Origin of the sequence: Pelosinus propionicus DSM 13327, assembly GCF_900114615.1 — a bacterium.
In the GTDB taxonomy this organism is placed as follows: Bacteria; Bacillota; Negativicutes; order DSM-13327; family DSM-13327; genus Pelosinus; species Pelosinus propionicus.
In genome coordinates, this window is the sequence record NZ_FOTS01000044.1 from 21,183 (window position 1) to 43,485 (window position 22,303).

A 22,303-nucleotide genomic window follows, 5' to 3' on the forward strand; every position below is an offset into this window, starting at 1 on the left:
TTCTACGAAATCTTAGATTTCATATGCTGAGGCTATTTCCTCTAGCCTTTTCTTAATATCAGCCGCAGTGCGCAGACCTAATATATCATCAGCCCATTTTTCCGTCTGTTTAATGTCAAGTTGACGTATGCGATGTTTGACTACTGGAACCGCCCGGCCATTCATAGATAATTCAGTTAAACCAAGTCCCACTAATAACGGAGTCGCTAGAGGATCCCCCGCCATTTCACCGCACATGCCTACCCATTTGCCAGCTTTTTTTGCCGCTTTAGCTACATTGCCAATTAAGCGAACTACTGGCGGCTGAAAATAATCACTCAGATATGCCACATGTTCATTCATACGATCTGCTGCCATTGTGTATTGAACAAGATCATTAGTACCAATGCTAAAAAAGTCTACTTCTTCTGCCAAAATATCTGCAATCGCAGCTGCTGCCGGAACCTCAACCATAATCCCTACTGCCACATCACTTTTAAAGGGAACTCCTTCTTGTGTTAATTCTTCAGCCGCTTCTTTTAATAAGGCTTTTGCATTTAACAATTCATCTACAGTAGCAATCATTGGGAACATTATATGCAAGTTTCCTGCTACACTTGCGCGCAACAAAGCACGTAATTGCGTTTTAAATACATCCTGGTACACCATACATAAGCGAATAGCTCGTAATCCAAGAGCCGGATTTGCTTCTGGCAATCCGCCAATAAAAGGCAGCTGTTTATCTCCGCCAGCATCCAGAGTACGAATTACAATCTTCTTATCAGGCATTGCCGCAAGAACGGCTTTATAAGATTCAACTTGCTCTTCTTCTGTTGGTACACTGGTTTTATCTAAAAACAAAAACTCAGTACGGAATAGACCTACGCCTTCTGCACCCGCAGCAATTACTTTTTCCATATCCCCAGGTGTTCCAATATTACAAGCCAACTCAATGTGATGACCATCTGTTGTTTCACTGGGTAAATGGCCTACAGATGCTAAAAGTGCAGCTCTTTCCTGCTCATTCTTAATACGCAAGCGATAGTCACTTAATACATCCTCCTCAGGATTCACCAAGACCTCTCCCACGTGCCCATCAACAACCACTGTATCTCCATTTTTCAGCTTCTCTAATGCGCTGCCAACCCCTACAACAGCAGGAATTCCTGCTGCTCTAGCCAAAATGGAGCTGTGAGAAGTCTTTCCTCCTAAAGCAGTAATGAAACCTGATACACAATTTAAATCAAGAGCAGCGGTATCAGAAGGCAGTAAATCCTGAGCTGCCAGAATACCTGTATAGTTGACTTCCGCTGTTCCCCCCTGTAATATTCTCACTAAGCGTTTGCCAATATCCTTAATATCAGCTGCTCTCTCCTGCATATATTCACTATCAAGACCAGCAAACATCGCAGCAATTTCATTTGCTGCATCTTCTACTGCTGCTTCCGCACTAGCCTGATTATCAAGATGATTTAAGACAACTTCGACAAAAGAAGGATCTGTAACCATTAACTTATGAGCAGCAAAAACTTCTGCTTGCTGCTCTCCCATCGTTGCTGCTGTACGTTCTTGTAAGATCTCTAATTCTTTTTCAGCAGCCTGCTGCGCTGAATAAAAACGTTCTTTTTCAGCTGGGGTCTGTGATGCATCTACCTGGCGACAGAAATCATGTACCGCCTCTTGCATATGCATAATTTCTCCAATAGCAATTCCTGCTGAAGCTGCAATTCCTTTAATTTTCCACATAGTATCACTCTTCTCCAAATTTGTCATCCACTAATTTTTTCAAGGCTGCACCTGCCTCAGCAGCATCTGGACCATCAATTTTGACAAGTAAAGTATCACCTTTCTTTACCCCTAAGCCCATGATACTAATGATACTTTTTGCATTACCGTTTTTTCCCTCTTTAAATATTAAAATATTAGATTTAAATGAGGAAGCTTTTTGTGCGAACATAGCTGCTGGTCTAGCATGAAGCCCTGCCTGATTTTTAATTTGTAAATTTAATTCCATGTTTTTACACAACCTTTCTTTTTGTTAAGTATATTATTACACTACAATAGCAGTGGATACCCCTTAATTGATCTTTCCCATAAGATCTAATGGAACATCATGAGGCAATTGTTGGATTTGCAACTTAAGGCCCTGTTCATGAAGTTCTTTGAAAGCTTGTTTGTCTGTAGCTGATATCGATACAGCTTTTGTCACTACGGTCTTTCCTTTGCTGAAACTCATCCCACCAATATTGACCTTATTAATCACTAAGCCATTTTCTACTAATGTCAATATAGCAGCAGGGCTGGTAACTAATATAAGCAACTTTTCTTTTGCAAATGCATCTGTTCTCAAACTTTCGATCCCTTGCAGTACATTTAAGATTGAAACAGCGATACCAGGAGGTGCTACAGCTTCAAAGAGCATCTTGCGAATGGAGTCTAGCGCAACCTCGTCATCAATCACAACAATTCGTTCGATTGTTATCGCCTTGCACCATGCCATAACAATCTGTCCATGAATAAGGCGATCATCAATTCTTACTAATTCAATTCCCACCTAATCTCTTCCTTCTACTATCGTTACTTCATTAAACACCAAATCACGAATACCATCATGACCGCCTTTTAAAGCAGCACTTGCTACATTCATCAATTTATCATTTCTGACAGGTAAAATTTCTAGCAGCATGGACACATTAACACCAGAAATCATTTCAATCCCTGGCTGCTGCATAGTTACTATAGCTGCTGCATGATAAGGGCTTCCTCCTAGTAAATCCACAAGAATTATAGCACCTTGACCTGTATCTACTCCTCTTATAGCTTCTTTAATGCGTAACTGCAAATCAGCTGTATTTTCTCCTATTGCAAAATCAAGAGATATAACTTGCTCCTGTTTGCCTGCAATCTGTTCTGCAGTAGTAAGTAAGGCACTCGCGAAACATCCATGTGCAACAATTACCACACCAACCATCTTGTGTCCTCACTTATCTTTTTAATATTATCTTTTTAATATTCTTGCAATAATCATGCCAGAACCTGTATTATTCAAAACAAAAGTTCTAACACGGTTATTAGATAAGCAATTCCTAGCTAATTCCTATAAAATGAGCTACTGCTGTTCTTATTCTAAACAATACAATCAAACTTGTTTTATTTGTGTTTTAAACGTGTTGGAATTATGTGTTTATTTTGATTTGTGTAATAATTCATGCTATTGCACAGTATAATCGTTTTATTGGATAACATTTTATACTTTATTTAATAAAAAGCCTTATCTTGAAGATAAAGCCTTTTACAATTAGGTATGCTATTTTTTATAAACTTCCCACGCTTCTGAAACTCTCTTGCGATACGATTCCAAACGATTGGACAGTACCTTTTCTTCCCTACGCCCAGCTTCTATGGATAAATCATATAAACTATTATTCATAGCATATATAACTGCTTTCATTAAATCGAATAAAGGATCTGTATTTGTTTCACTACCATCTGTCTTTTCCTGCAGTCCTTTAATTAGAGTAATGGCAGCAGCGACCTTCTCTTCAGGTAATTGCTGAATAAGTTCAACTAACTCGGTTTTCGAATTCATTTTATATTCTCCTCATTTCTCTTAGCTTATTCTTCTTCATTAAAATAGACTTTATAAAAGTGCATACCTCTTTCGTCGTCAAAGCCTCTTTCAATAAACTGCATATTACCAGTTTCCGTTGTAGGGCTTTTTACTTTAATTTCGATTTCAGTATCTAGTTTAATCATATTTTTAAATTTCTTTTTGATACTCTTTACTGCAGGAGTGGAAATCGTAAACCCTTCTGCAGGTACAAATCCTTGATTCACTTCATAATTTTGTTTATGCTCTATAAATTGCTCGATTAATTCCGGTTCTTTCACAACAGATTGTACAAAATCATCCAAATGGAATTGATTATGCTTATCAAAATATGCAACTGCCTCATTGACAAATACTACCTGATCTTTTTTATCCGCTTGATATATTTCTCCATAAATATTTTCCGCAAAATCTCTGCACACCTGCAAACAATTTTCTGTATGAAAATACTCATCCTGTACATTCGTCAGGCGCAAGAATTCATCCTTCCAATATAAGGCTTGATTATCTCCCTTATTTACTGCATCAACAATCGCAACTCGATAACCATCTTCGGAGTTTACGTTAAAAATAATACATCCCTTATCCAACTTTTTAACGTTAATCCCTTTATCACTGCCAATCATAAACTCATCTGCATATTTGGTTACTTTTAAGTACGTTTCTTTTTTTTCTGTCTTAAAAATACCAATTCCATCAGCTTTTTGATCATTGATTATACAATCTTTAAAATATGCCATATAAAATTCCCCACCCTTAATTTGCGGATGAGAAGATTTTTCATATAAATGTTTTAAAATGCTAATTGATTGTTCATAAAAAGTTTCAGGTTCTATAAATATGCTACTTACATACATATATAATTCGTTTAAATGAATATCGGTTTCATGAAAAAATTTATACAATACTTTTTCTTTAAAGGATGATAAAAAATATTTTAGCAACAGTTCTTCTACATTGCCATCTTTCATATCATAAGAACTTGGAGAAAGAAAAACACCTTCATCCCGCAGCTTATTTCCAACTTTATGTATTACTAACTGTTCTAAACTCATACTTGAAAAATCAAACACCTATTTCATCCTTCCTACTACTGACAAACTTAGTATTTTATTATTGTATCACATTTTTATACATTTTCAATCTACCTTATGACTGATAAAGAAAAGAAGACTTGTTGTGTGGCTATATGCTATTAAGTAAGAAAACAGCCTAAATCTCGGGATAAGAGACTTAGACTGCTTTTGCTTATGATTCGGCAATTGTACCAAGTAGAACGACTTTTCCAGGATTCATAATATTATTTGGATCAAAGGCTTCCTTCACTGTACGTAACACTTTCTTTTGTCCTTCAGTCATGTGCTTATACATAGCTGATATTCTTTTTGCGCCAATGCCATGCTCGCCAGATAAGTTACCGTCAAGGGCATATACAGCGTCATAGATTTCAGCTAACACAACATCTTTCAAATCATGCCAAGCGTGTTCATCGCGATCTTCGCGTAAAATGGTCGCATGAATATTTCCATCACCCGCATGACCAGCACTAGGAATTTTGCAATCAAATTTTGCTGCAATTTTTTCAATCGCATCTAAAGCTGCGGGAATATTTGCGATTGGCACTACAATATCTTCCATACAATACACTGGACTCAGCATACGAAGTGCTTCCGCATAGGCTTTACGCGATTTCCAGATGCGATCTTGTGTAGAAATATTATCTGCTACGAATACTTCAAGAGCACCATTTTCTTTACATAACTTTCCGATGGTTTCATAATCTTCTTGTATTTGCAGTTCCGTATTGCCATCCACTTCACAGATAATGTATGCGCCTGCATCACTAAATGGCAGCTTTTTATTCAAATACAATTCTGCTGCTTTAATTGACAAACTATCCATAAATTCAACAGCAGTCGGGATAATACCAGCAGTCATTATCTTAGGTACTACTTTAATAGCAGATTGCATGTCTGGAAAAGGAACTAACAAATCAGCGACATATTGAGGCAATGGCATTAATTTCAACCAAATTTTAGTAATGATTCCCAATGTACCTTCTGAACCAACCATTAGATGTACCATGTCATAGAAAGTAACATCTTTTACGTTCTTACCACCATAAACAACAATTTCTCCATCAGGCATAACCACTTCTAAGCCATATACATGACGTCCTGTTACACCGTATTTAATGGCTTTGTTGCCACCAGCATTTGTTGCAACATTACCCCCAATGAAGGAAGATTCTGCTGAACAAGGATCACCTGCATAAAAAAGATTTAACTCTTTCGCTTCTTTTTGCACATCTCCTGTCGTAACGCCAGGCTCTAAGACCATGAATAAATTTTCTTTGTCGATTTCTAGAATTTTATTCATTTTTTCTAACGAAAGTACCATACCACCATGAAGTGGAACAGCACCTGCTGCAAGTCCAGAACCGCCGCCTCTAGGCGTAATGGGAATCAATTCACGATTTGCCAGCTTCACAACTTCCGCAATCTGCTGAGCATTTTCCGGTTTTATAACAACTTCAGGCATTTTTTCCCAAAGTTTATCAGATGTTTCGTCACGAGAGTACATTTCCATTTTTTCTTCATCCACAACTACGTTGGCTTTACCTAGAATTGCTTCTAATTGTTTAATGATGTTCTCTGTTACTTTGTTAAATTGCATTACTACCCCTACCTCCTTATGCTTTAGCTTTCATTTTTTTAACTGTTTCAATCAGCATAGGCACCACTTCAAACACATCGCCTACAATACCGAAGTCGGCCACTTTGAAGATTTGTGCTTCAGGGTCTTTATTGATTGCCACAATAACGTCCGAGGTCTGCATACCTGCTAAAAATTGAATTTTACCTGCAATCCCCATCGCAATAATTAATTTAGGAGAGACGGTTTTACCAGAAAGTCCGATTTGGTGAGGATACGTGGACCAGCCAAGTTCAACAGCATCACGGGTAGCGCCTACAGCAGCCCCCATTAGGTCGGCTAATTCTTCTACTAATTTAAATCCTGCGGCATTTTTCATTCCTTTACCACCAGCAATAATTACATCTGCTTCTTCAATGCTTACTGCTTGTGTAGTATCTATAATGAATTCTAAGAACTTTTCAACTGTCATTGTTGTTGCGCCTGCATAATTCTTAACAATGATTTGACCCGTTCTAGAGGTATCTACAGGAGATTGTTTTGCGGATCTTGGACGTACGGTTGCCATCTGTGGACGTGTATCAGGCGTCTTAATGGTAGCCATAATATTGCCGCCAATTGCTGGACGCGTTTGCAGTAAGAGCTTTGTATCAGGATCGATAGTAAGTTCTGTACAATCAGCTGTTAATCCAGTATTGGTTTTAGCTGCAACTAAAGGCATTACTGTACGACCCGTAGTTGTTGCACCAGCGATGATAACTTCTGGCTTTTCTTCATTTACCAAGCGAGTAATTGCATTGCTATAAGGCTGGGTTAAGAAATTTTTAAATATAGGATCTTGGATAAAGAAGACTTTATCTGCACCACGCAGAATGACTTCGTCCAAATTCTCAATTTCGTCACCTAACAGTACACAGGCAAGTTCACAGCCAAGGTCATCGGCAATTCCACGTCCCCAAGTTAAGAGTTCAAAAGTAACGGCTTGAATTTTTCCATCCCGTTGTTCACCTAGTATAAATACACCTTTAAACTCGGAAAGATTCTTAGCTTCCGCTATGCTGCAATTTACATACATTGACATCTTTATTGTTACCTCCCTTTATAAAACATCCTTTTGAACTAAGAACGACAACAATTCATCAATTGGCTGCATTGTCGCATTGGCCTTAACCATAATCGTATCCCGAGAAAGTTTAGGGCTAAAAATTTTAACCACACGAGTTGGTGATCCAGTTAAACCAAGTTCGCTTTTGTCAAAGCCAAGTTCTGCATTTCCAAGCATTGGAACATCGACTTTTTTTGCTTTTAACTTGCCATCTAACGTAGGGAATCCTGTATCACTAATATCTTTATTTACAGAAACGAGTACTGGGAAAGTAACTTGAACTCTTTCAAAACCACTTTCAACTGTACGTTTAACAATAACACCGTCTTCTAATACTTCTAAGGCAGAAACATAGGTTTGTGCAGGGACTCCAAGATAGTGAGCAATCATGGCTGCGGTCTGACCAGTTTCGCCATCAGTAGCCCGCTCTCCACAGAGAATCATATCAAAATCGCCTGTTTTCTTGATAGCTGCAGCAATCACTTTCGCTGTTGCAATCGTATCAGACCCAGCAAACTCTCTGCCTGATACTAAAACTCCATCATCAGCCCCCATCGCAATTGCTTCTTTGATTGCTTTCATCGCTGAAATTGGACCCATGCTAACAGCAGTGATTTTGACATCAGGATAGGTATTCTTAATTCGAATTGCCTCAGCCAATGCATTTTCATCTAAGGGATTAATAATCGTATCTTTACCAGTACGCACCATGACACCGGTTACAGGATCTAATTTTACCGAATCAGTTCCGGGAACCTGCTTTACAAGAACTATAATTTTCAAATAAATACACCTCCTATTTTACTCTGCAAAATTACGGGACTTTAGAACTTAATATATATTTTCACAATATTTTCTAAATATTGCAAAAAGCCTAAATAAACTGTATTTAGCGAATTTAGTATTTTATCGGACAATTCTTGTTTTTTATTTTACAACAGAATATACAAGAGGTAAAATCTTTTATAGTAATCGCACTCATGCGTTTTAGCTATACATAATTGTGAAGTAATTCTCGTATAGAATGTTACTTTTTTAACTTACTTAATCTTGATTTTTTACTACTGCTGAAGGCTGATCGCTGCTTACTTTTCAGAAAAATCAACTTTGTTGGTCATTTCACAATCTAAAAATGGTTGTTTTCTGAATAACAGAAAACAACCATTTTTTAACGTATTATGTGAAAATTAAATTTTATTTATCATAATATTTGTAAGTGCAAGAGTCGTATCCTCAATACTTTTTCGAATGCCCGGCAAGTTTTGTTTAAATTCACTGATTGCTTCTGTATCAGGAAAAAAGACTCGCAAATCTAATTTATTTTCTTCATATAGCCGAAATACACTATCCACAATACCAATATTTTTCGTATCCACACTTACTCTCATCCATGTTTCAAATTGCCGTTTTGCACTCTGATTACTGTTTTCTTTTTCTTGGTGATATATATGAATATGGGTAGGATAAGATGTTCCATCGGCGAAATAGAGTGGTACCGAAAAGGACAGCGTTTTATGATCGACTTGCCTTTCCGTATCACCGGCAATTGATTTATACATCGAATGAGCTAATTCTTTTATAGTATTTGCCGACCTTTGCAAATTCTGCGAATCTGCATTTTGCCATGGCTGTGCTCCTGCAGCTTTTAGCAGCACCCACATTTTCGATAGTTCCGGCAATTTACTTTTGGCTGCCATCTCCTGTAATGCCTGGGGTATATTCTGCTCCACGGCCTTTGTCAGCTGTTCTAATCCAGACTGGGCATTCTCCAACAATTTGGCTTGCTGCAAAGACAGTTGTTGATTAACCTTTCTCATAAGTGCTGTTAACTGCTCAATTGTTGTGGTGGTTCCTACTAATTGCTTTGCAACTAAAGCTAGTAAATCCGATGCTGGTGCTGCCAAAGATTTCGCATTCATATTCTCGCTCAGTTTTGATACAAGATTTTTGACTTGTTCCGATAGTTTTCCATTTAATAGTGCTGCATTTTCAAGCGTTTTTCCTAAGTTCACTAGATTTTGTTCTGTTATGCCTTGCTTAATAAGCTGCTGCACTGTTTTACCAATCTCCTGCGGAAGACTTTGCCCAAAAGCTTCCAGCTTTGCAGCCACCGCACTTTTGTCAGTTGATGCTTTCATTTCCTGTAGAAGATGATCTAATGCATCTGCAGCCTGTTGGAGAACCTTAGGTGCAATATCTTTAAATTGCTGGGCCTCTACCGTTTTTGCAATTGACCAGATTTCAGGTAAATCGGGCAAGCCACTTTCCGCTGCTTGCTGCGGTGTCAGCGGCATCTTACTTTCCAATATCTTCATCAATTGGGTAACAGCTTTCTGGTCATTTTCCGTAAGCTGACTCATATTCTCTGGCATAATTTGCTGCAATAATTGTTTTGCGATCTGTTTTACATCACCTTGGGATAAACTGCTGCCACCAGCAAGCTGTTTGGCGAGCTGCAGTATTATAGTTTCGTGGCTATCACTGTCAAATTGCTGCAAGTTCTCTGAAGAGAGCTGCTGTAAAAATTGTTCTACAGCCTGCTTAAGATTGCTTTGCACTAAAACTGTCCCTTCTTTAGCTAATAACAGTAACTGATTAGCCAATTGCTCAGGGGAGATTCCATCTTGCCCTTTTAAAAATTCTGCCACTTTATTTAAAAAAAGTTTTACATCTTGATACGTATCCTGCTTCAAGGTTAAAGCTAATTCTAAGATGTTCCCTAAATTATGAAGCTGCTCTGCGATATTTTTCTGGGCTTTTAATAAGTAATCCATCCCCTGAGAAACATCCTTGGTTGACGACATTTGCTGCAAAAGCTGCTGGACAATCTTCTTTATATCTTCTGGCAATGATTGCAGTAATTGTTCCCGATTTTGCAGTGACTTTGCTAAGTCCGCCAGCTTTGCTTGGATACTATTTTCTAAGTTAACTTGAAAATCTTTTTGCAACAATTGATTACTGCTTGATACTTCACTTACTTCTTGAGATTGTTGAGTGCTCCCTATTTGAGCAGTTTCTGTAACTTTTCCAGGCATCTGAGGAGCCTTCCCAATTTCCATATATCCACCTCTATTTAGCGTCCATTATACTACCAGTATACGGTAAACGATTATAGAATCCTAGTCTAAAATTAAGAAAATACTTCGCATTCAAGAAAAAACCAGTCTGCATGTGAATACAGACTGGCATTAAACTAGAATTAATACACGCTATGTTTAGCTTAGTTTTCTTTGAGGAGCTTTCCTCATCACTGCAATTCCCACGATAAGAAGAACGATAAAGATGGTTATGCCAATCATAAAGACATTGGAGTAAGTTTTAATTAGCTCAATCGCCTGCGGCCCGTAATAAAAGATCAAGATTCCTTCCAAGAGAAATCGTTTCCCTCTTCCAAAAACTGAAGCAATTAAAAAGACTACCATATTAATGCGAAAGACACCGGAACTAATGCTGACAAATTTATATGGAATTGGTGCAAGGGCAGCAAGAAAGATAGCCCATCCTCCATATTGTTCCAGCCAACCGTTAATTTTCTCCACGTATTTATTTGGAACATATTTTTTTACGGCAATAATTCCATATTTATTGCCAATAAAGTATCCAACAATCCCACCTAATACTGAACCGACGGTCGCGATAACCGAATAATAAATGGCCTTTTCAGGAACGGACAAAGCCATAGGAACCAATAGCAAGTCAGGTAAAATCGGTGAAAAAATCGATTCGATAAAAGATATGATAAAGAGTCCCAATACCCCAAAATTTTGAAAGAATACTATTAATTGTTCCACTACTACACCTCAATAAAAATATACGTTATAAAAGTATTATATACTAAATTCAATTAAAATGTATATAATGAGCATTATTTTCCTAAATTCTATTACTCATTATTCAGATTTACGTTATACTATAGACTTAAACTACTTGTACATCATACATGGAGAGGTGATCCTGATTGCACAATCTACTAAAAACAGTCGGACAAATATTCTTATTATGGCTGATTTATTTTATCAGTACGTGGATCGTAGAGTTCTTTCACCTGCCAATACCGGGCAGTGTACTGGGCATGCTGCTATTGTTTTTACTGCTCTCTGGGGGCATTATCAAAGAAGAATGGCTTGCTCTTGGCGCAAATCCATTACTTAAACATCTATCCTTTTTCTTCATTCCTATCGCCGTGGGTCTTATGGAATGGGGAAAGTTATTTACCGAAAAAGGACATCTTCTCTTCCTGCCTTTAGTCATTAGTGCTTTAGTCGCTTTGATCGCAACTGGAATCGTTGTTCAATCTCTGATTAAATCTCGTAAACAAGAAGGAGGATCGAACTAGTTTGCCTACTACAATGTTTATATTTCTTACGATTTTTCTTACTGTTCTATTATATCTCATTAGCCGTAAAATATTTTTACGCACTAAAAACCCAATATTCAATCCAGTATTATTAAGTACGACAATCATTATAATTATTTTTCATTATACAGGCATTACCTTTGAACAATACAAACCAGGTAAAGATATTATGACTTTTTTATTAGGGCCTGCTACCGTAGCCTTGGCTTTACCTCTTTATTTAAATCGCACGGTACTGCTACAAGCCTTGTTTCCAATCATATTTGGCATATGTTTCGGTGCTCTGGCAACCCTGACAACAGCTATTCTGCTAGCAAAATTAAGTGGACTTGATGCTCTTATCGTTACATCCATAGCTCCTAAATCCATAACAGCTCCTATTGCTATTGAGATTTCCCGCCTAACTGGCGGCGATCCAGCTATTGCTGTTGCCTTCGTAGTCTTTACAGGTACCTTCGGTTCTATCATCGGACCTAGTCTCCTTTCCTTCTGTAAAATAACAACTCCCATTGCAAGAGGACTAGCCATGGGAGTTACTTCTCATGGGCAAGGTACGGCTACAATTCTCCAAGAAGGGGCACTTCAAGGTGCTATGGCAGGAATAGCCATGGCTGTAGCTGCTATTTTCATTTCTTTTATTGCCCCTTTATATATTCCTTGGTTAGTTAACTTATAAAAGTAAAGGAAGCAGCTAGTGAGCATTATGCTTCTTCTAGCTGCCTACTTTTACTTACTGCTCTTTTTTCTTCATTGCCTGCCCACAGCAGTGTACTTCTGGATTACCACCAGCCTTAGTTACAGTAACTTCATTTCCACAGAGTGGACAAACAAATACTTCACCTAATTGCGCCATGAATAAAACCTCCTCTATTCTTTTTATATCATTGGCCAATCTATTAAGCAGATTGGTCATAATGATTAAAATAACATTTACAAAATCATTATGCAAATACATTATATTTATTTAGTCAACATTTTCATAAAAAGGATACTGATAAAAGAAATATTTATTTCTTAATAATACAGAAAAGCCCTCATTCAAAGGAATCTTCCTTTTAGAATGAGGGCTGACTTATGTCATTTATGATTGTTTATTTCCAGACTTCTACTACCAATCCTTATAAAGAGTAATTAGCAACTAATGTTTTTATTTCTGCTTGTTTCTCTTTCATAAATTCATCAAAATCTATATATTTTGAACTTACTTTTAACTTGGCCAAATCCACTAAAAGATTTGCTATTTTTTCAGCAGGGATATCGCCATATACATCACCAAATCTTGCTACACCCGGACCGACCTTTCCATTAAAAGAAATCGCATAGGTTGGAATTACTCCATTTTCTGTACGTCCTCTTTTTCCTGTGAATCCAATTAATCCTTTTTGATGCTGTCCACAGGAATTATGACAGCCCGAAATAAGCACCCTTGGCAAGGCATCCTTAACATCCTCTGATACATCCTTAAAAGTTTTCAAAATACTTTCTAGCAACTCTTGAGAATCATTAAGTCCAAAATTACAAATCGTTGGCCCTACGCATGCAACCGAATTTTCTATGTTAAATTTAGATGAATAGTTAGATGCTATCATCAGCAAGTTTTTCACATCTTTTTCCTTCACATCTCTTACAAAAAGACCTTGTGTTAACGTTATACGTATTGAGGTCTCATAATCTAAGTCTGCTAAGAAAGTCAAAAGTTCATTTAGATCATGGGTAGTGATTGTTGCTTTTTTAGGGTGAATATATACAGAATAGTATCCTGCTTGTTGTTGTGGATATATTAGATTTTGATATTGCTGATCCCATGGAAACAGCTTCTCTGGGGTGGTCTGTGAATTTTTTTCAAAAGACTCAATATGAAGTGCTAAGTCCTGCTCGGATTTTCTTAGTTCATCCAATTCATTTCTAAACATTTTAACAAATTCTTCTTCTCCTAATCTCTGAAGAACATATCGCAATCTAGCTTTATGCCTATTTTTTCTATCGCCTTCTCTAGCAAAAACTTTTTTCATTGCTTCTACATAATATAAAGCTTCTGCGTCCGCTACAAAATCTTCGAGTTTTAAAGCAATTTTAGAATTTCCACCAAGCCCACCGGCCCCGTATACTTCAAATCCTCTTTTGCCGCCAACTATTTTAGCAATAAAGCCAATATCAGCTAAGGTTGCATTCGCAGTGTCTTCTAAACTATTTGAAAATGCAATTTTAAATTTCCTGGGCAAATTAAGATTAACAGGATCTGTCATCATAAAATTCGTAACAGCTTTAACATACGGAGTCACATCAAAAATCTCATCTTGTGCGACTCCAGAAAGTGGTGAACAGGCAACATTTCTTACACCATCACCACCCGCTCCTCGCGTAATGAGTCCACATTTTAGCAGATCATCTAACACATTGCCTAAATCCCCAACTTTTACGGAATGCAGCTGAATATCCTGCCTTGTTGTAAAACGCATAGTAACACCATATTTTTCAGCGACCTTACTCAATCCCTGCAATTGATTTGCAGTTGTTACTCCACCAGCAATTCTGGGTCTTACCATATATGTATCCTTAGGTCCTTCTTTATAAATTCCCATAATAGAACTAAAGGCTTTCAAATTTTCTAATTTTCCTTCATGATATTGCTGCAATTTCTCTTTAAAAAATTCAACACTTCTTAACATATCTTCCGTGATTGTTATCATATCTAGTTACCTCTTTCCTAAGTATAATTTCATTCCGCAATGACTTCTTGATTCTTCTATACGTATTATCGCATGAGATGATTATAACAACATCATATTGACAATTCAAGTTAATTTAAGCTATGGCCTTTACCAAGCTTTAAATATAAAATAGCGAGGCCATTGGATTTTTTCATCCAGTGACCTCGCTATTTTAATTTTACTTAATTCTCTGCTCTGCTTCACCCAGTTTTACATGCTCTTTTTCACTATTCCTTTGATGTAACGAAACACGCCAGGATACCAATGCCAATATGATTCCTAGTGAAGCAGCTGTTAGATCGACACTAGCAGTCATCCAGTCATTTCGGGGAATTGATTGCAATAGACCGACATTCGTTGTGAGTGCATTCAGCACTGGTAATCCGATACAAAATCCTGCAGCGATACGCAGCTGCTCGATCCAGGCACGTAACGGAGGGCGCAAGAATGAGTGGAGCAGCATGATCAGCCATATACTGAAAAATGCTGTTATTTCAGCGTCAGCCCGTTCCTTGATACCAAAGGGCAGTAACCGATTAGCCCATAAATAAGCGATACATGCAATGATAAGACCCGTTATGGCGGTAGTATTAAATGCCTCAATTGCACGATACATCCATTGAGCCATCTGACTATCACGTGCATAACGGCTTCGACGTTTAATAGTAAAAAATATCAACCCAGCAGCAATCATGACACAACTGATCAAACCAAATGCAAAATACAGCCAGGACACCGGATATCCACCAAATCTAGCAATATGTAAACCGACGAGAGAACGAAAAATATGAACATATTTACTCCAGGCTGTCTGGCTTCCAAGTAATTCACCAGTAACTCCATCATAAACAACCCTATTGCTGATTGCAACAATAGTATCATCAACAGTTCTAAAGAAAGTAACTACAGCCTTCTGATCACCAGGATTACGAATCCGAATAAAAGAGATTTTTCCTTCTCCCAGCTCTGCCTCAGCCAGCGGCAAAAGGCGAGTGAGCGGCACTAGTTCTCCCGGCATATTGGATCGGGGGCGTTCAAAAGTCTTAGCAGCAACGGACTGCGGTCCTTTCCATGAATCTCCATATAATATCTGAGGAGCTATTGGAAGCAGCATTAAAAAAGTGACAGTCAGCCCCGTATAGGTAATCAAAAGAATAAAAGGAAGGGTAAAAACGCCTGTCATAGTATGAACATTCAGCCAGTTTTTTCGCCAGTGCAGACAAAAAAACTCTTTGAAGACCTTTCGGCGAATAGCAATACCGGATACAAGCGCAGCAAGCATCATCATAGAAGCTAAACTAACTAACCATAAACCGACCTTACCACTGTGCAGCTCAAAATGGAAATGTGCAAAGAAATGGCCACCTCCGGTTTCCGGTAGTTTAATGATTGCCCCACTTTGAGGATTCACATGCTTCTCTACTGATTTTTTGCCTTTTATCCAGGTAATTTCTAAATCTTGATGGCGTTGTTGCGGTAATGCGATCATCCAGGTATCCGCCTTGGGTGAAAGCTTTCGTAGTTGTTTTTCAGCTGATGCTAACGCTTGTATCGGCTCCACTTCATTGATTCTCACATGTGGCTGCATCCAGTGAGTCAACTCTTGTTCAAATACCGCTAATGTACCCGTAAAAAAGATGACAAATAATAGCCAGCCAAATACTAATCCACCCCAAGTATGTAATTCACTCATGCCTAGGGTAAAGCTTTTCTTTTCTTTAAGTTGATTCATATATCTCTCCTTATCTTACCCAGACAGCAGCTAGCGCCAATATCCCGCAAAAAAGCGTAATAACCAGTAAATTTCGCCAAGCGCGCTGGGCAGTAGGAGCAGCAAAGGCCCAGATCAATGCTGCTGTATAAATGATTGGAGGAAACAGCACGCTAAAAAACAAGACATCGGCTTTTTCCCAAGGCAGCAGCACTACCAAAACTGCCATTATACTGGAGGTAAGCGCATAGCCGCCGAAAACGGCGGCTAGAATGCGCAATATGGTTTGAGTTGTTTTATCTGTACCAGCTAGAAGTTCTCTTAGCTGTTTAAAAGGCTTCTGTATGACGGTGTTCATGATTATATACCCATTTATATCTGGAAGGTTGCCGACAATTTAAAGGTACGAGGTCCACCCAAAGTGACATAATTTTCGTTACTAAAACAACCTGCCCAATAATTTTTATCAAATACATTTTCAACGCTGGCACGATACGTAACCGGAACATTATTGACTGTGGTTTTATACCGCACACCCACATCATAGCGGACCCAGCTTGGTATTTTTATGGTATTCGCATTATTAATATATTGAGAACTGGTATATACCCCTAGAAGAGAAAGTGTTAAATCTTTATTCCACGGTGTATCCCACTCAACGCCAGCATTCATAGTCCATTTGGGTACGCCAAATGGGATGTTTCCGTTATTTGCCGTTGTGCGTGAACGAACCAATTCACCATGTGTATAGGCAATTCCGCCTAAAATGCGAAGATTTTTCGCTATGCTGCCGAAGGTATTCCATTCAATGCCGCGATTTTTCTGTTCGCCGTCATAGGAATAAATATTATCAGTAGTCATATAGCTTGGCATTTTGATTTGAAAAAAAGCCAGTGTATTGGCGAAATTTCCTTTGTCCCACTTGACGCCGACTTCTTGTTGTTTGGTTTTATACGGCGCCAGTACTTCATTTGCATTGTCATATGTTGTAGCAACCACAGTTCCAGGGGAAAGCGCTTCAATATAATTTGCATAGAGTGAAACTGATTCTCCCCACGGTTTAACTATGAGGCCGACCATTGGTGTAGTGGCATCGGCATCATAAGTGGTGGTTGAGGTCGGTGTTCCAGTAGCGGCAGTATTTGAGTATTTATAGCTTGTCTGTTTAATATTTTGCCTTCGTGCCCCCAAAGTTAACTGAACTTTATCTTCGTTAAAGGAAAGTGTATCAGACAGAAGATAACTAGAAAGTTCAGTAACGAGTGTCTTATTCCCCTTACCTGGTGACGTCACGCTATTAAAGTAGTCAGCGAGTGAGATAGGATTATAAATATTGGTTGGATAATTACCGCTTCCTTGGTTATAAGCATTAGAATAATCTGTATCCTGGAAGCTTGCACCTAAAACAAGCTGATGCTTTACTGAACCAGTCTGGTAAGTACCGCGCAGTCCCAAATCCGATGAAGTGGTATCAGTCCAAAAGTATTGCTTAAAGACATTTCGGGCCGTTGCACTTCCATCGGACTTTAGATTCAAAACATGATTGCCGTTAATCAAGCCGGTTGCGCTGGCTGATAATTTACCGATACCGGCATAAGCCGTTAAATTATTCGTAATGTCATATTCACCCTTGAACAGTACAGCATTATTCCGTGTCGTCCCTGATGTCCCCTTATATGCATTGGTTGATCCATCTGGAGCTGATTGGACGTAACCATTGGCTAGGTAATACATAGAGGTAGCTCCATTATCATAGTTTTCCTGGGAGCCGTATGCATCCATGGACAGACGCCATTTGTCTTTTTGGTAGTCTACTCCCAGAGATCCCAGCAGCCGTTCTTTGGATTGTCCATCGACTTCTGTATCACCGTCTGCATAGAGGCCATTGAAACGAATGCCCCATTCTTTATTTTCGCCAAACCGACGTCCAATATCAATATGACCGCCCAAATGAGACGAAGAGGTATAGCTGGTTGTAAAATTAGTCACGTCCTCCTCACCGGCCCGTTTAGGAACTAGATTGATAGCCCCCCCCACCGAGGTGCTTACGCCGCCGTAAAGGAAGGAACTGGGACCTTTAAGTACTTCTACTCGTTCGAGAAACTCAACTGGAACATGGTATTGGGGTGCCAGCCCCTGCATGCCATTAAAATAGAGATGCTGATAGTTTACTTCTAATCCGCGGATCATGTAATTTTCATTGTTATGACCGGTGGAGGTAGTGAAACGAACGGACGGATCATTAATAAGTACATCGTATAGTGTGTCAGCCTGCTTATCTTCCATCGTCTGGGCAGTATAACTGGTAACGTTAAAGGGTGTGTCCATAAAGTCCTTATTGCCCAAAACTCCAAGATTGGCTCCACGGGCAACCTGACCGCCAGCGTAGGCGGGAGGAAGAGCCTGACTGCGATTGGCGGTAACTTCAACTCCTTCCAACACAAATTCACGCTGTCCGGTAATTTGACTACTGGAAGCAGTCTCTTTCTCAACAGTTTGTCCGGTGGCAGGGGCAGGATCCTGTGTCTCTTCTGCTGCATGTGAAACTATAGGGGCATGCCAGAATAGACTACTGCCAATTAAGGCATACAGCAATCTTTTTCTGGTACGGGACATTTTTTTCATATTCTCGACTCCTTTACGTGCACTTTACTCTAGGTGGATATGATACTTTTAGTTATAATTGCTAAGCATTTAGTCTAAATGAGGATTAATCTCAATGCTTATTTAATAGAATAGCAAGTACAAATGCAGGAGTAAATGGATATATTCCCAAGAAATCCTGGATTTTTTCCTAATAAAATAAATACACCCTTATTATATTAATAAAAATTCTATCAATAAATAGAGTTAAATAGCCATTGACAATCGTTGGTTTAAAAAGTTATAATTGATAATCGATATCAATTATAACATAAAGCAAATTATCTTTCTAGGAAAAAGGGAGGCAACCCTTAAATGAACGTAGATATCAATGAACTGGCCCACTATTATGCTACAATAGATATTAGTATTATTGATGTTGCCAGAGCTATCGTGCCCCCTGGCGGAAGATGTTTCGGTCGGTATACCCCTCCATTTTCAGGAATTGTTTTTCCATTGCGCGGGCGGGCGCGGATGTTCTTTAATGGTGTCCCCTATGAAATGGAATACGGAAAAATTTTTCATGCCGGTCCGAATATGTCATTAGATAAAGAGGTGCAAGGCCGTTCCGAGTGGGATTTTATGGTGATACATTATCAGACTGATGCTAGAGTAGCTGATTCCTTTCCTTATGCTTTAGCCCATTTCCAATTAGAATCTGGCTATAATACACGCATCAATGATCTATTGCATCGCTTGTATAATAGTTGTACAACTTCAGGCAAGCTGCCAGAACTGCGAGCTAAATCATTATTTTTTGGTATTATGGATGAAATTCTAACTAGTGCTAGCAACCGGCGCAACGAAGGCGGGCAGGAAATCGTAGAACAGGCTATCGAATTCATTCACAGCCATTACATGGAATCCCTTACTGTGCCAATGATAGCCGGACAGTATAATTTAAAGAGCAAACAATTTGCTTATTTATTTCAAAAACATACAGGCATGGGACCTAATGAATATTTGATCGAATACCGAATACGCCGCGCCAAAGAGCTCTTATGTACTACATCTTGCTCAATAGCAGAGATTTCAGTTTGCGTAGGCTATACGGATCCTTACTATTTCAGTAAACTTTTTAAGAAGCGTACAGGCTTCTGCCCAAGTATGATGCAAAGTTGCTTAAAAGAAAACACAGGCTGATAAAAAAAATGGCATCACGAGACAAGTTTGTCTCGTGATGCCATTACCTATTTTATTACCTATAACTTAAACTTGCTGATGATTTCATTGAGTTCTTCTGCCATTTTAGCTAAAGATTCCGCATTATTATTGATCTCATGCATGCTAGCACTTTGTTCTTCGGATGCAGCGGCTACCGTTTGTGCACTTGCTGCCGTTTCTTCAGCAACACCACTAATATTTTGAACATTTCCTACCATTGTCTGTGTTCCCTTTGCTGTTTCTTCAATCGCATGAGTTATTTGCGTAACTACTATTTTCACTTTATCGAGCTTATCAATAATAACTTTAAACCCTTTTTGAGTGTTGAATGTTACTTGTTTTCCAGCTTCTACTTCATGGTTACCTTCACTAACATGTAAAACAGCATAATCAATGTCTTGCGTCATTTTTTGTATAATTTCACCGATATGGCGTGTTGCTTCAGCACTTTGTTCTGCCAATTTTCGGACCTCTTCTGCTACTACTGCAAAACCTCTTCCAGCTTCACCAGCACGAGCAGCTTCAATAGCAGCATTCAACGCTAATAGATTCGTTTGACCTGCAATACTTTGTATAACTGTAACAATTTCACGAATATTTTCAGATCCCTTCGCTAAGGAATTTGCCGCTTCTGTAATGCTAACCATTGATTTTGCAACCGTATCATTCTGTGTAACGATCTGCTCCAGTAAATTCATCCCTTGACTTGCTTCTTCAACAGCATTTTGAGTATTCGTATTCACTTCATAGGCATTAGAATTCATTTCCTCTGTACTTGCAGAAAGTTCCTGAATCGTAGCTGACATTTCAGTTATATTCGTTGTATTCTGGGACGATCCACTCGCAACTTCCGCTATCGTATTAGAAACAATTTCTGCTGCACGCAATTGCTCTTCTACGGTTGCACTTAATTCCTGGCTTGATGCTGCCAGAGATTCAGAGTTTTGGCGTATTTGCCCTACTAGTGAACGTAATGCAGTTTTCATTTGGGACATTGAAATAATCATGTCACCGATCTCATCATTAACAGCAACATGCTGTTCAGTAGTTGTCAAATCAAAATTACTGATTGCATCCATTTCATTACGAACTCGATGCAAACGTTTCGCCATATATTTGCTATACCAGTATGCTAAACTACAAACAAATAGTATAATAAGCACGCTTAAAATTTCAACCAAATTCTTAGTATCCTTTTGTTCCTGCAAGAGCTTATCCGTTGATTGTTTTAAATATTTTTCTTCTAACTGAAAGGTTGTATTAAATTGCAGATCAATCTGTTGTGATAAATTTCTACCTTCCGTAAGCAACGTATCAAAAGAAGGGCTATTTGCCTTTTTAGCATCCATAAGCTGTCCCATTTTAAGACTATAATCATCCATCATCTTTTCTAGTTTAACAGCTTCTATTTTCACTTCTGGATTCTTCACACCCGATACAAATACTTTTAAGTCTTTTGCGCTATCATCGAATTTTTTTCTGGAATTTTGTTCATAGCTGCTGATTGAGTAAGCCATAAATCCTCGCAGCTCAGCAATTCCACTATGCATACCATCCTGTGCCTTGGTCAGTAAGAGCATATTAGCAGAGGTATGTGTAATTAAATTTTCATATGTATCGCTTGCTGTCGAATACTGATATGCTGTATATCCAAGTAATATAAGCAGAAAGGAAATAGAAGTGAGGAACATGCCTCCTAATTGTGCAACAATAGGTATTCTACGCATAAAATAACTCCTTTACATTTTAATTATTGAGACGACTATAATAACTCGTTATTGCATCTCCTTTCAGAAGAAAAGCCAGATTGTTACATGAACAATAATTCATATAGCAACCTGGCAGACATAGATCTACAATCATTAGTCCCATAGCTTTGCGTCCTTAACTTTCGCTAAGTTTGCCGACTATTAAACATTATTGGATTTATATATTAGTAATTCTCCTCAAAGCTCTAAAATCCTCTAAACTAAGACAAATAAACCGACGAACAGTCGATTCTTTACATCTGATCTTTTAAATAAAGAAGGGCGTGTCGCAAAACGTTTATTGAAATCGTTTTGCGGTACGCCTCTTTTTTAATAAAAAAGCAGAAATCTCTTGTTGATCGGAAGAAAAAAAGAAGTCGTAGCTAGATTATGGGCATAACAAAACAGAGGAATCGACTTCCCTTCAAAAAAATTATATACCGTTATCAGGACGCTTTGGGAATATGCAAATAACTTCCACAACGACCGTTTTGGATTTTGTTGTGGAGTTTCTTTAGGTTGTATGCCATGCACAGCAATAGAAATTCAGTATGCACTTTAACTTGACTACGCATCAAAAATCGCCGAAAGCCCATGTCCTCTTTAAGAACCCCAAAAGC

21 protein-coding genes and 1 riboswitch are annotated in these 22,303 nt (G+C 38.4%); of the genes, 3 read left to right on the plus strand and 18 right to left on the minus strand.

From position 1 onward, the window contains the following. Window positions 1–12 precede the first annotated feature (12 nt). The 11 genes from ptsP to BMZ99_RS19480 all read right to left on the minus strand — a co-directional run bounded on the left by ptsP (window position 13) and on the right by BMZ99_RS19480 (window position 11,140). Window positions 13–1,725: a phosphoenolpyruvate--protein phosphotransferase gene (ptsP, locus tag BMZ99_RS19430; protein ID WP_090941393.1), complete on the minus strand. Its 1,713-nt coding sequence runs from the start codon at window positions 1,723–1,725 to the stop codon at window positions 13–15. Window positions 1,726–1,729: 4 nt separating this feature from the next. Beyond that, a complete protein-coding gene (locus tag BMZ99_RS19435) occupies window positions 1,730–1,993 on the minus strand; it encodes an HPr family phosphocarrier protein (RefSeq protein ID WP_090941396.1) in 264 nt (87 codons plus the stop codon). A 63-nt stretch (window positions 1,994–2,056) separates the two neighbouring features. Continuing rightward, window positions 2,057–2,533, minus strand: a complete 477-nt coding sequence (locus tag BMZ99_RS19440; protein ID WP_090941398.1) for a PTS system mannose/fructose/N-acetylgalactosamine-transporter subunit IIB — start codon at window positions 2,531–2,533, stop codon at window positions 2,057–2,059. After that, entirely contained in the window at window positions 2,534–2,950 is a 417-nt protein-coding gene (locus tag BMZ99_RS19445) for a PTS sugar transporter subunit IIA (protein ID WP_090941401.1), read from the minus strand. A gap of 336 nt (window positions 2,951–3,286) precedes the next feature. Continuing rightward, entirely contained in the window at window positions 3,287–3,568 is a 282-nt protein-coding gene (locus tag BMZ99_RS19450; protein WP_090941404.1) for a hypothetical protein, read from the minus strand. A gap of 26 nt (window positions 3,569–3,594) precedes the next feature. Beyond that, the gene (locus tag BMZ99_RS19455; protein WP_245755059.1) at window positions 3,595–4,644 is read right to left on the minus strand and encodes a nucleoid-associated protein; all 1,050 of its coding nucleotides are present in this window, start codon (window positions 4,642–4,644) and stop codon (window positions 3,595–3,597) included. Between the two features lie 193 nt (window positions 4,645–4,837). Further along, window positions 4,838–6,265: an FAD-binding oxidoreductase gene (locus tag BMZ99_RS19460; RefSeq protein WP_090941410.1), complete on the minus strand. Its 1,428-nt coding sequence runs from the start codon at window positions 6,263–6,265 to the stop codon at window positions 4,838–4,840. A gap of 16 nt (window positions 6,266–6,281) precedes the next feature. Continuing rightward, window positions 6,282–7,325, minus strand: coding sequence for an electron transfer flavoprotein subunit alpha/FixB family protein (locus tag BMZ99_RS19465; RefSeq protein WP_090941414.1), 1,044 nt, complete (start codon window positions 7,323–7,325; stop codon window positions 6,282–6,284). Between the two features lie 18 nt (window positions 7,326–7,343). Continuing rightward, complete coding sequence (locus BMZ99_RS19470; RefSeq protein WP_090941417.1) at window positions 7,344–8,132, minus strand: electron transfer flavoprotein subunit beta/FixA family protein; 789 nt, start codon at window positions 8,130–8,132, stop codon at window positions 7,344–7,346. Between the two features lie 404 nt (window positions 8,133–8,536). Beyond that, the gene (locus tag BMZ99_RS19475) at window positions 8,537–10,408 is read right to left on the minus strand and encodes a hypothetical protein (protein ID WP_090941420.1); all 1,872 of its coding nucleotides are present in this window, start codon (window positions 10,406–10,408) and stop codon (window positions 8,537–8,539) included. A gap of 156 nt (window positions 10,409–10,564) precedes the next feature. Next, window positions 10,565–11,140, minus strand: a complete 576-nt coding sequence (locus BMZ99_RS19480; protein ID WP_090941423.1) for a YqaA family protein — start codon at window positions 11,138–11,140, stop codon at window positions 10,565–10,567. Between the two features lie 167 nt (window positions 11,141–11,307). Here BMZ99_RS19480 and BMZ99_RS19485 point away from each other — a divergent pair, with 167 nt between their 5' ends. Together BMZ99_RS19485 and BMZ99_RS19490 are read left to right on the plus strand one after the other, a co-directional pair. Beyond that, on the plus strand, window positions 11,308–11,685 hold the full coding sequence (locus BMZ99_RS19485; RefSeq protein WP_090941426.1) for a CidA/LrgA family protein: 378 nt from the start codon (window positions 11,308–11,310) through the stop codon (window positions 11,683–11,685). A 1-nt stretch (window position 11,686) separates the two neighbouring features. Further along, on the plus strand, window positions 11,687–12,382 hold the full coding sequence (locus BMZ99_RS19490) for an LrgB family protein (protein WP_090941429.1): 696 nt from the start codon (window positions 11,687–11,689) through the stop codon (window positions 12,380–12,382). Between the two features lie 54 nt (window positions 12,383–12,436). Here the strand turns inward: BMZ99_RS19490 and BMZ99_RS25995 are convergent, their stop codons facing one another. From BMZ99_RS25995 to BMZ99_RS19515, 5 genes are all read right to left on the minus strand, one after another. Continuing rightward, a complete protein-coding gene (locus BMZ99_RS25995; RefSeq protein WP_139214802.1) occupies window positions 12,437–12,559 on the minus strand; it encodes a hypothetical protein in 123 nt (40 codons plus the stop codon). Between the two features lie 265 nt (window positions 12,560–12,824). Further along, window positions 12,825–14,396 (minus strand): nitrite/sulfite reductase, encoded by a 1,572-nt coding sequence (locus tag BMZ99_RS19500; protein ID WP_090941435.1) that lies wholly within the window; start codon window positions 14,394–14,396, stop codon window positions 12,825–12,827. Window positions 14,397–14,595: 199 nt separating this feature from the next. Further along, entirely contained in the window at window positions 14,596–16,149 is a 1,554-nt protein-coding gene (locus tag BMZ99_RS19505; protein ID WP_090941438.1) for a PepSY-associated TM helix domain-containing protein, read from the minus strand. A gap of 10 nt (window positions 16,150–16,159) precedes the next feature. Beyond that, window positions 16,160–16,486: a hypothetical protein gene (locus BMZ99_RS19510; protein WP_090941440.1), complete on the minus strand. Its 327-nt coding sequence runs from the start codon at window positions 16,484–16,486 to the stop codon at window positions 16,160–16,162. Between the two features lie 14 nt (window positions 16,487–16,500). Further along, window positions 16,501–18,753, minus strand: a complete 2,253-nt coding sequence (locus BMZ99_RS19515) for a TonB-dependent receptor (RefSeq protein ID WP_090941445.1) — start codon at window positions 18,751–18,753, stop codon at window positions 16,501–16,503. 333 nt (window positions 18,754–19,086) lie between these two features. Here BMZ99_RS19515 and BMZ99_RS19520 point away from each other — a divergent pair, with 333 nt between their 5' ends. Beyond that, entirely contained in the window at window positions 19,087–19,914 is an 828-nt protein-coding gene (locus BMZ99_RS19520) for an AraC family transcriptional regulator (protein WP_090941448.1), read from the plus strand. A gap of 59 nt (window positions 19,915–19,973) precedes the next feature. Here BMZ99_RS19520 and BMZ99_RS19525 read toward each other — a convergent pair whose 3' ends face one another. Both BMZ99_RS19525 and BMZ99_RS19530 read right to left on the minus strand, forming a co-directional pair. Further along, complete coding sequence (locus BMZ99_RS19525) at window positions 19,974–21,662, minus strand: methyl-accepting chemotaxis protein (protein ID WP_090941451.1); 1,689 nt, start codon at window positions 21,660–21,662, stop codon at window positions 19,974–19,976. 102 nt (window positions 21,663–21,764) lie between these two features. Next, window positions 21,765–21,850: riboswitch (cyclic di-GMP riboswitch) on the minus strand. A 279-nt stretch (window positions 21,851–22,129) separates the two neighbouring features. Then, the coding region (locus tag BMZ99_RS19530; protein ID WP_139214803.1) for a transposase at window positions 22,130–22,303 on the minus strand (174 nt) is incomplete at its 5' end.

Coding starts and splice junctions, on each gene's coding strand:
- BMZ99_RS19500 (WP_090941435.1), bottom strand. CDS start 14,396: ATGATAACAATCACGGAAGATATGTTAAGAAGTGTTGAATTTTTTAAA.
- BMZ99_RS19510 (WP_090941440.1), bottom strand. CDS start 16,486: ATGAACACCGTCATACAGAAGCCTTTTAAACAGCTAAGAGAACTTCTA.
- BMZ99_RS19450 (WP_090941404.1), bottom strand. CDS start 3,568: ATGAATTCGAAAACCGAGTTAGTTGAACTTATTCAGCAATTACCTGAA.
- BMZ99_RS19460 (WP_090941410.1), bottom strand. CDS start 6,265: ATGCAATTTAACAAAGTAACAGAGAACATCATTAAACAATTAGAAGCA.
- BMZ99_RS19455 (WP_245755059.1), bottom strand. CDS start 4,644: ATGAGTTTAGAACAGTTAGTAATACATAAAGTTGGAAATAAGCTGCGG.
- BMZ99_RS19445 (WP_090941401.1), bottom strand. CDS start 2,950: ATGGTTGGTGTGGTAATTGTTGCACATGGATGTTTCGCGAGTGCCTTA.
- BMZ99_RS19520 (WP_090941448.1), top strand. CDS start 19,087: ATGAACGTAGATATCAATGAACTGGCCCACTATTATGCTACAATAGAT.
- BMZ99_RS25995 (WP_139214802.1), bottom strand. CDS start 12,559: ATGGCGCAATTAGGTGAAGTATTTGTTTGTCCACTCTGTGGAAATGAA.
- BMZ99_RS19505 (WP_090941438.1), bottom strand. CDS start 16,149: ATGAATCAACTTAAAGAAAAGAAAAGCTTTACCCTAGGCATGAGTGAA.
- BMZ99_RS19435 (WP_090941396.1), bottom strand. CDS start 1,993: ATGGAATTAAATTTACAAATTAAAAATCAGGCAGGGCTTCATGCTAGA.
- BMZ99_RS19515 (WP_090941445.1), bottom strand. CDS start 18,753: ATGAAAAAAATGTCCCGTACCAGAAAAAGATTGCTGTATGCCTTAATT.
- ptsP (WP_090941393.1), bottom strand. CDS start 1,725: ATGTGGAAAATTAAAGGAATTGCAGCTTCAGCAGGAATTGCTATTGGA.
- BMZ99_RS19525 (WP_090941451.1), bottom strand. CDS start 21,662: ATGCGTAGAATACCTATTGTTGCACAATTAGGAGGCATGTTCCTCACT.
- BMZ99_RS19475 (WP_090941420.1), bottom strand. CDS start 10,408: ATGGAAATTGGGAAGGCTCCTCAGATGCCTGGAAAAGTTACAGAAACT.
- BMZ99_RS19465 (WP_090941414.1), bottom strand. CDS start 7,325: ATGTCAATGTATGTAAATTGCAGCATAGCGGAAGCTAAGAATCTTTCC.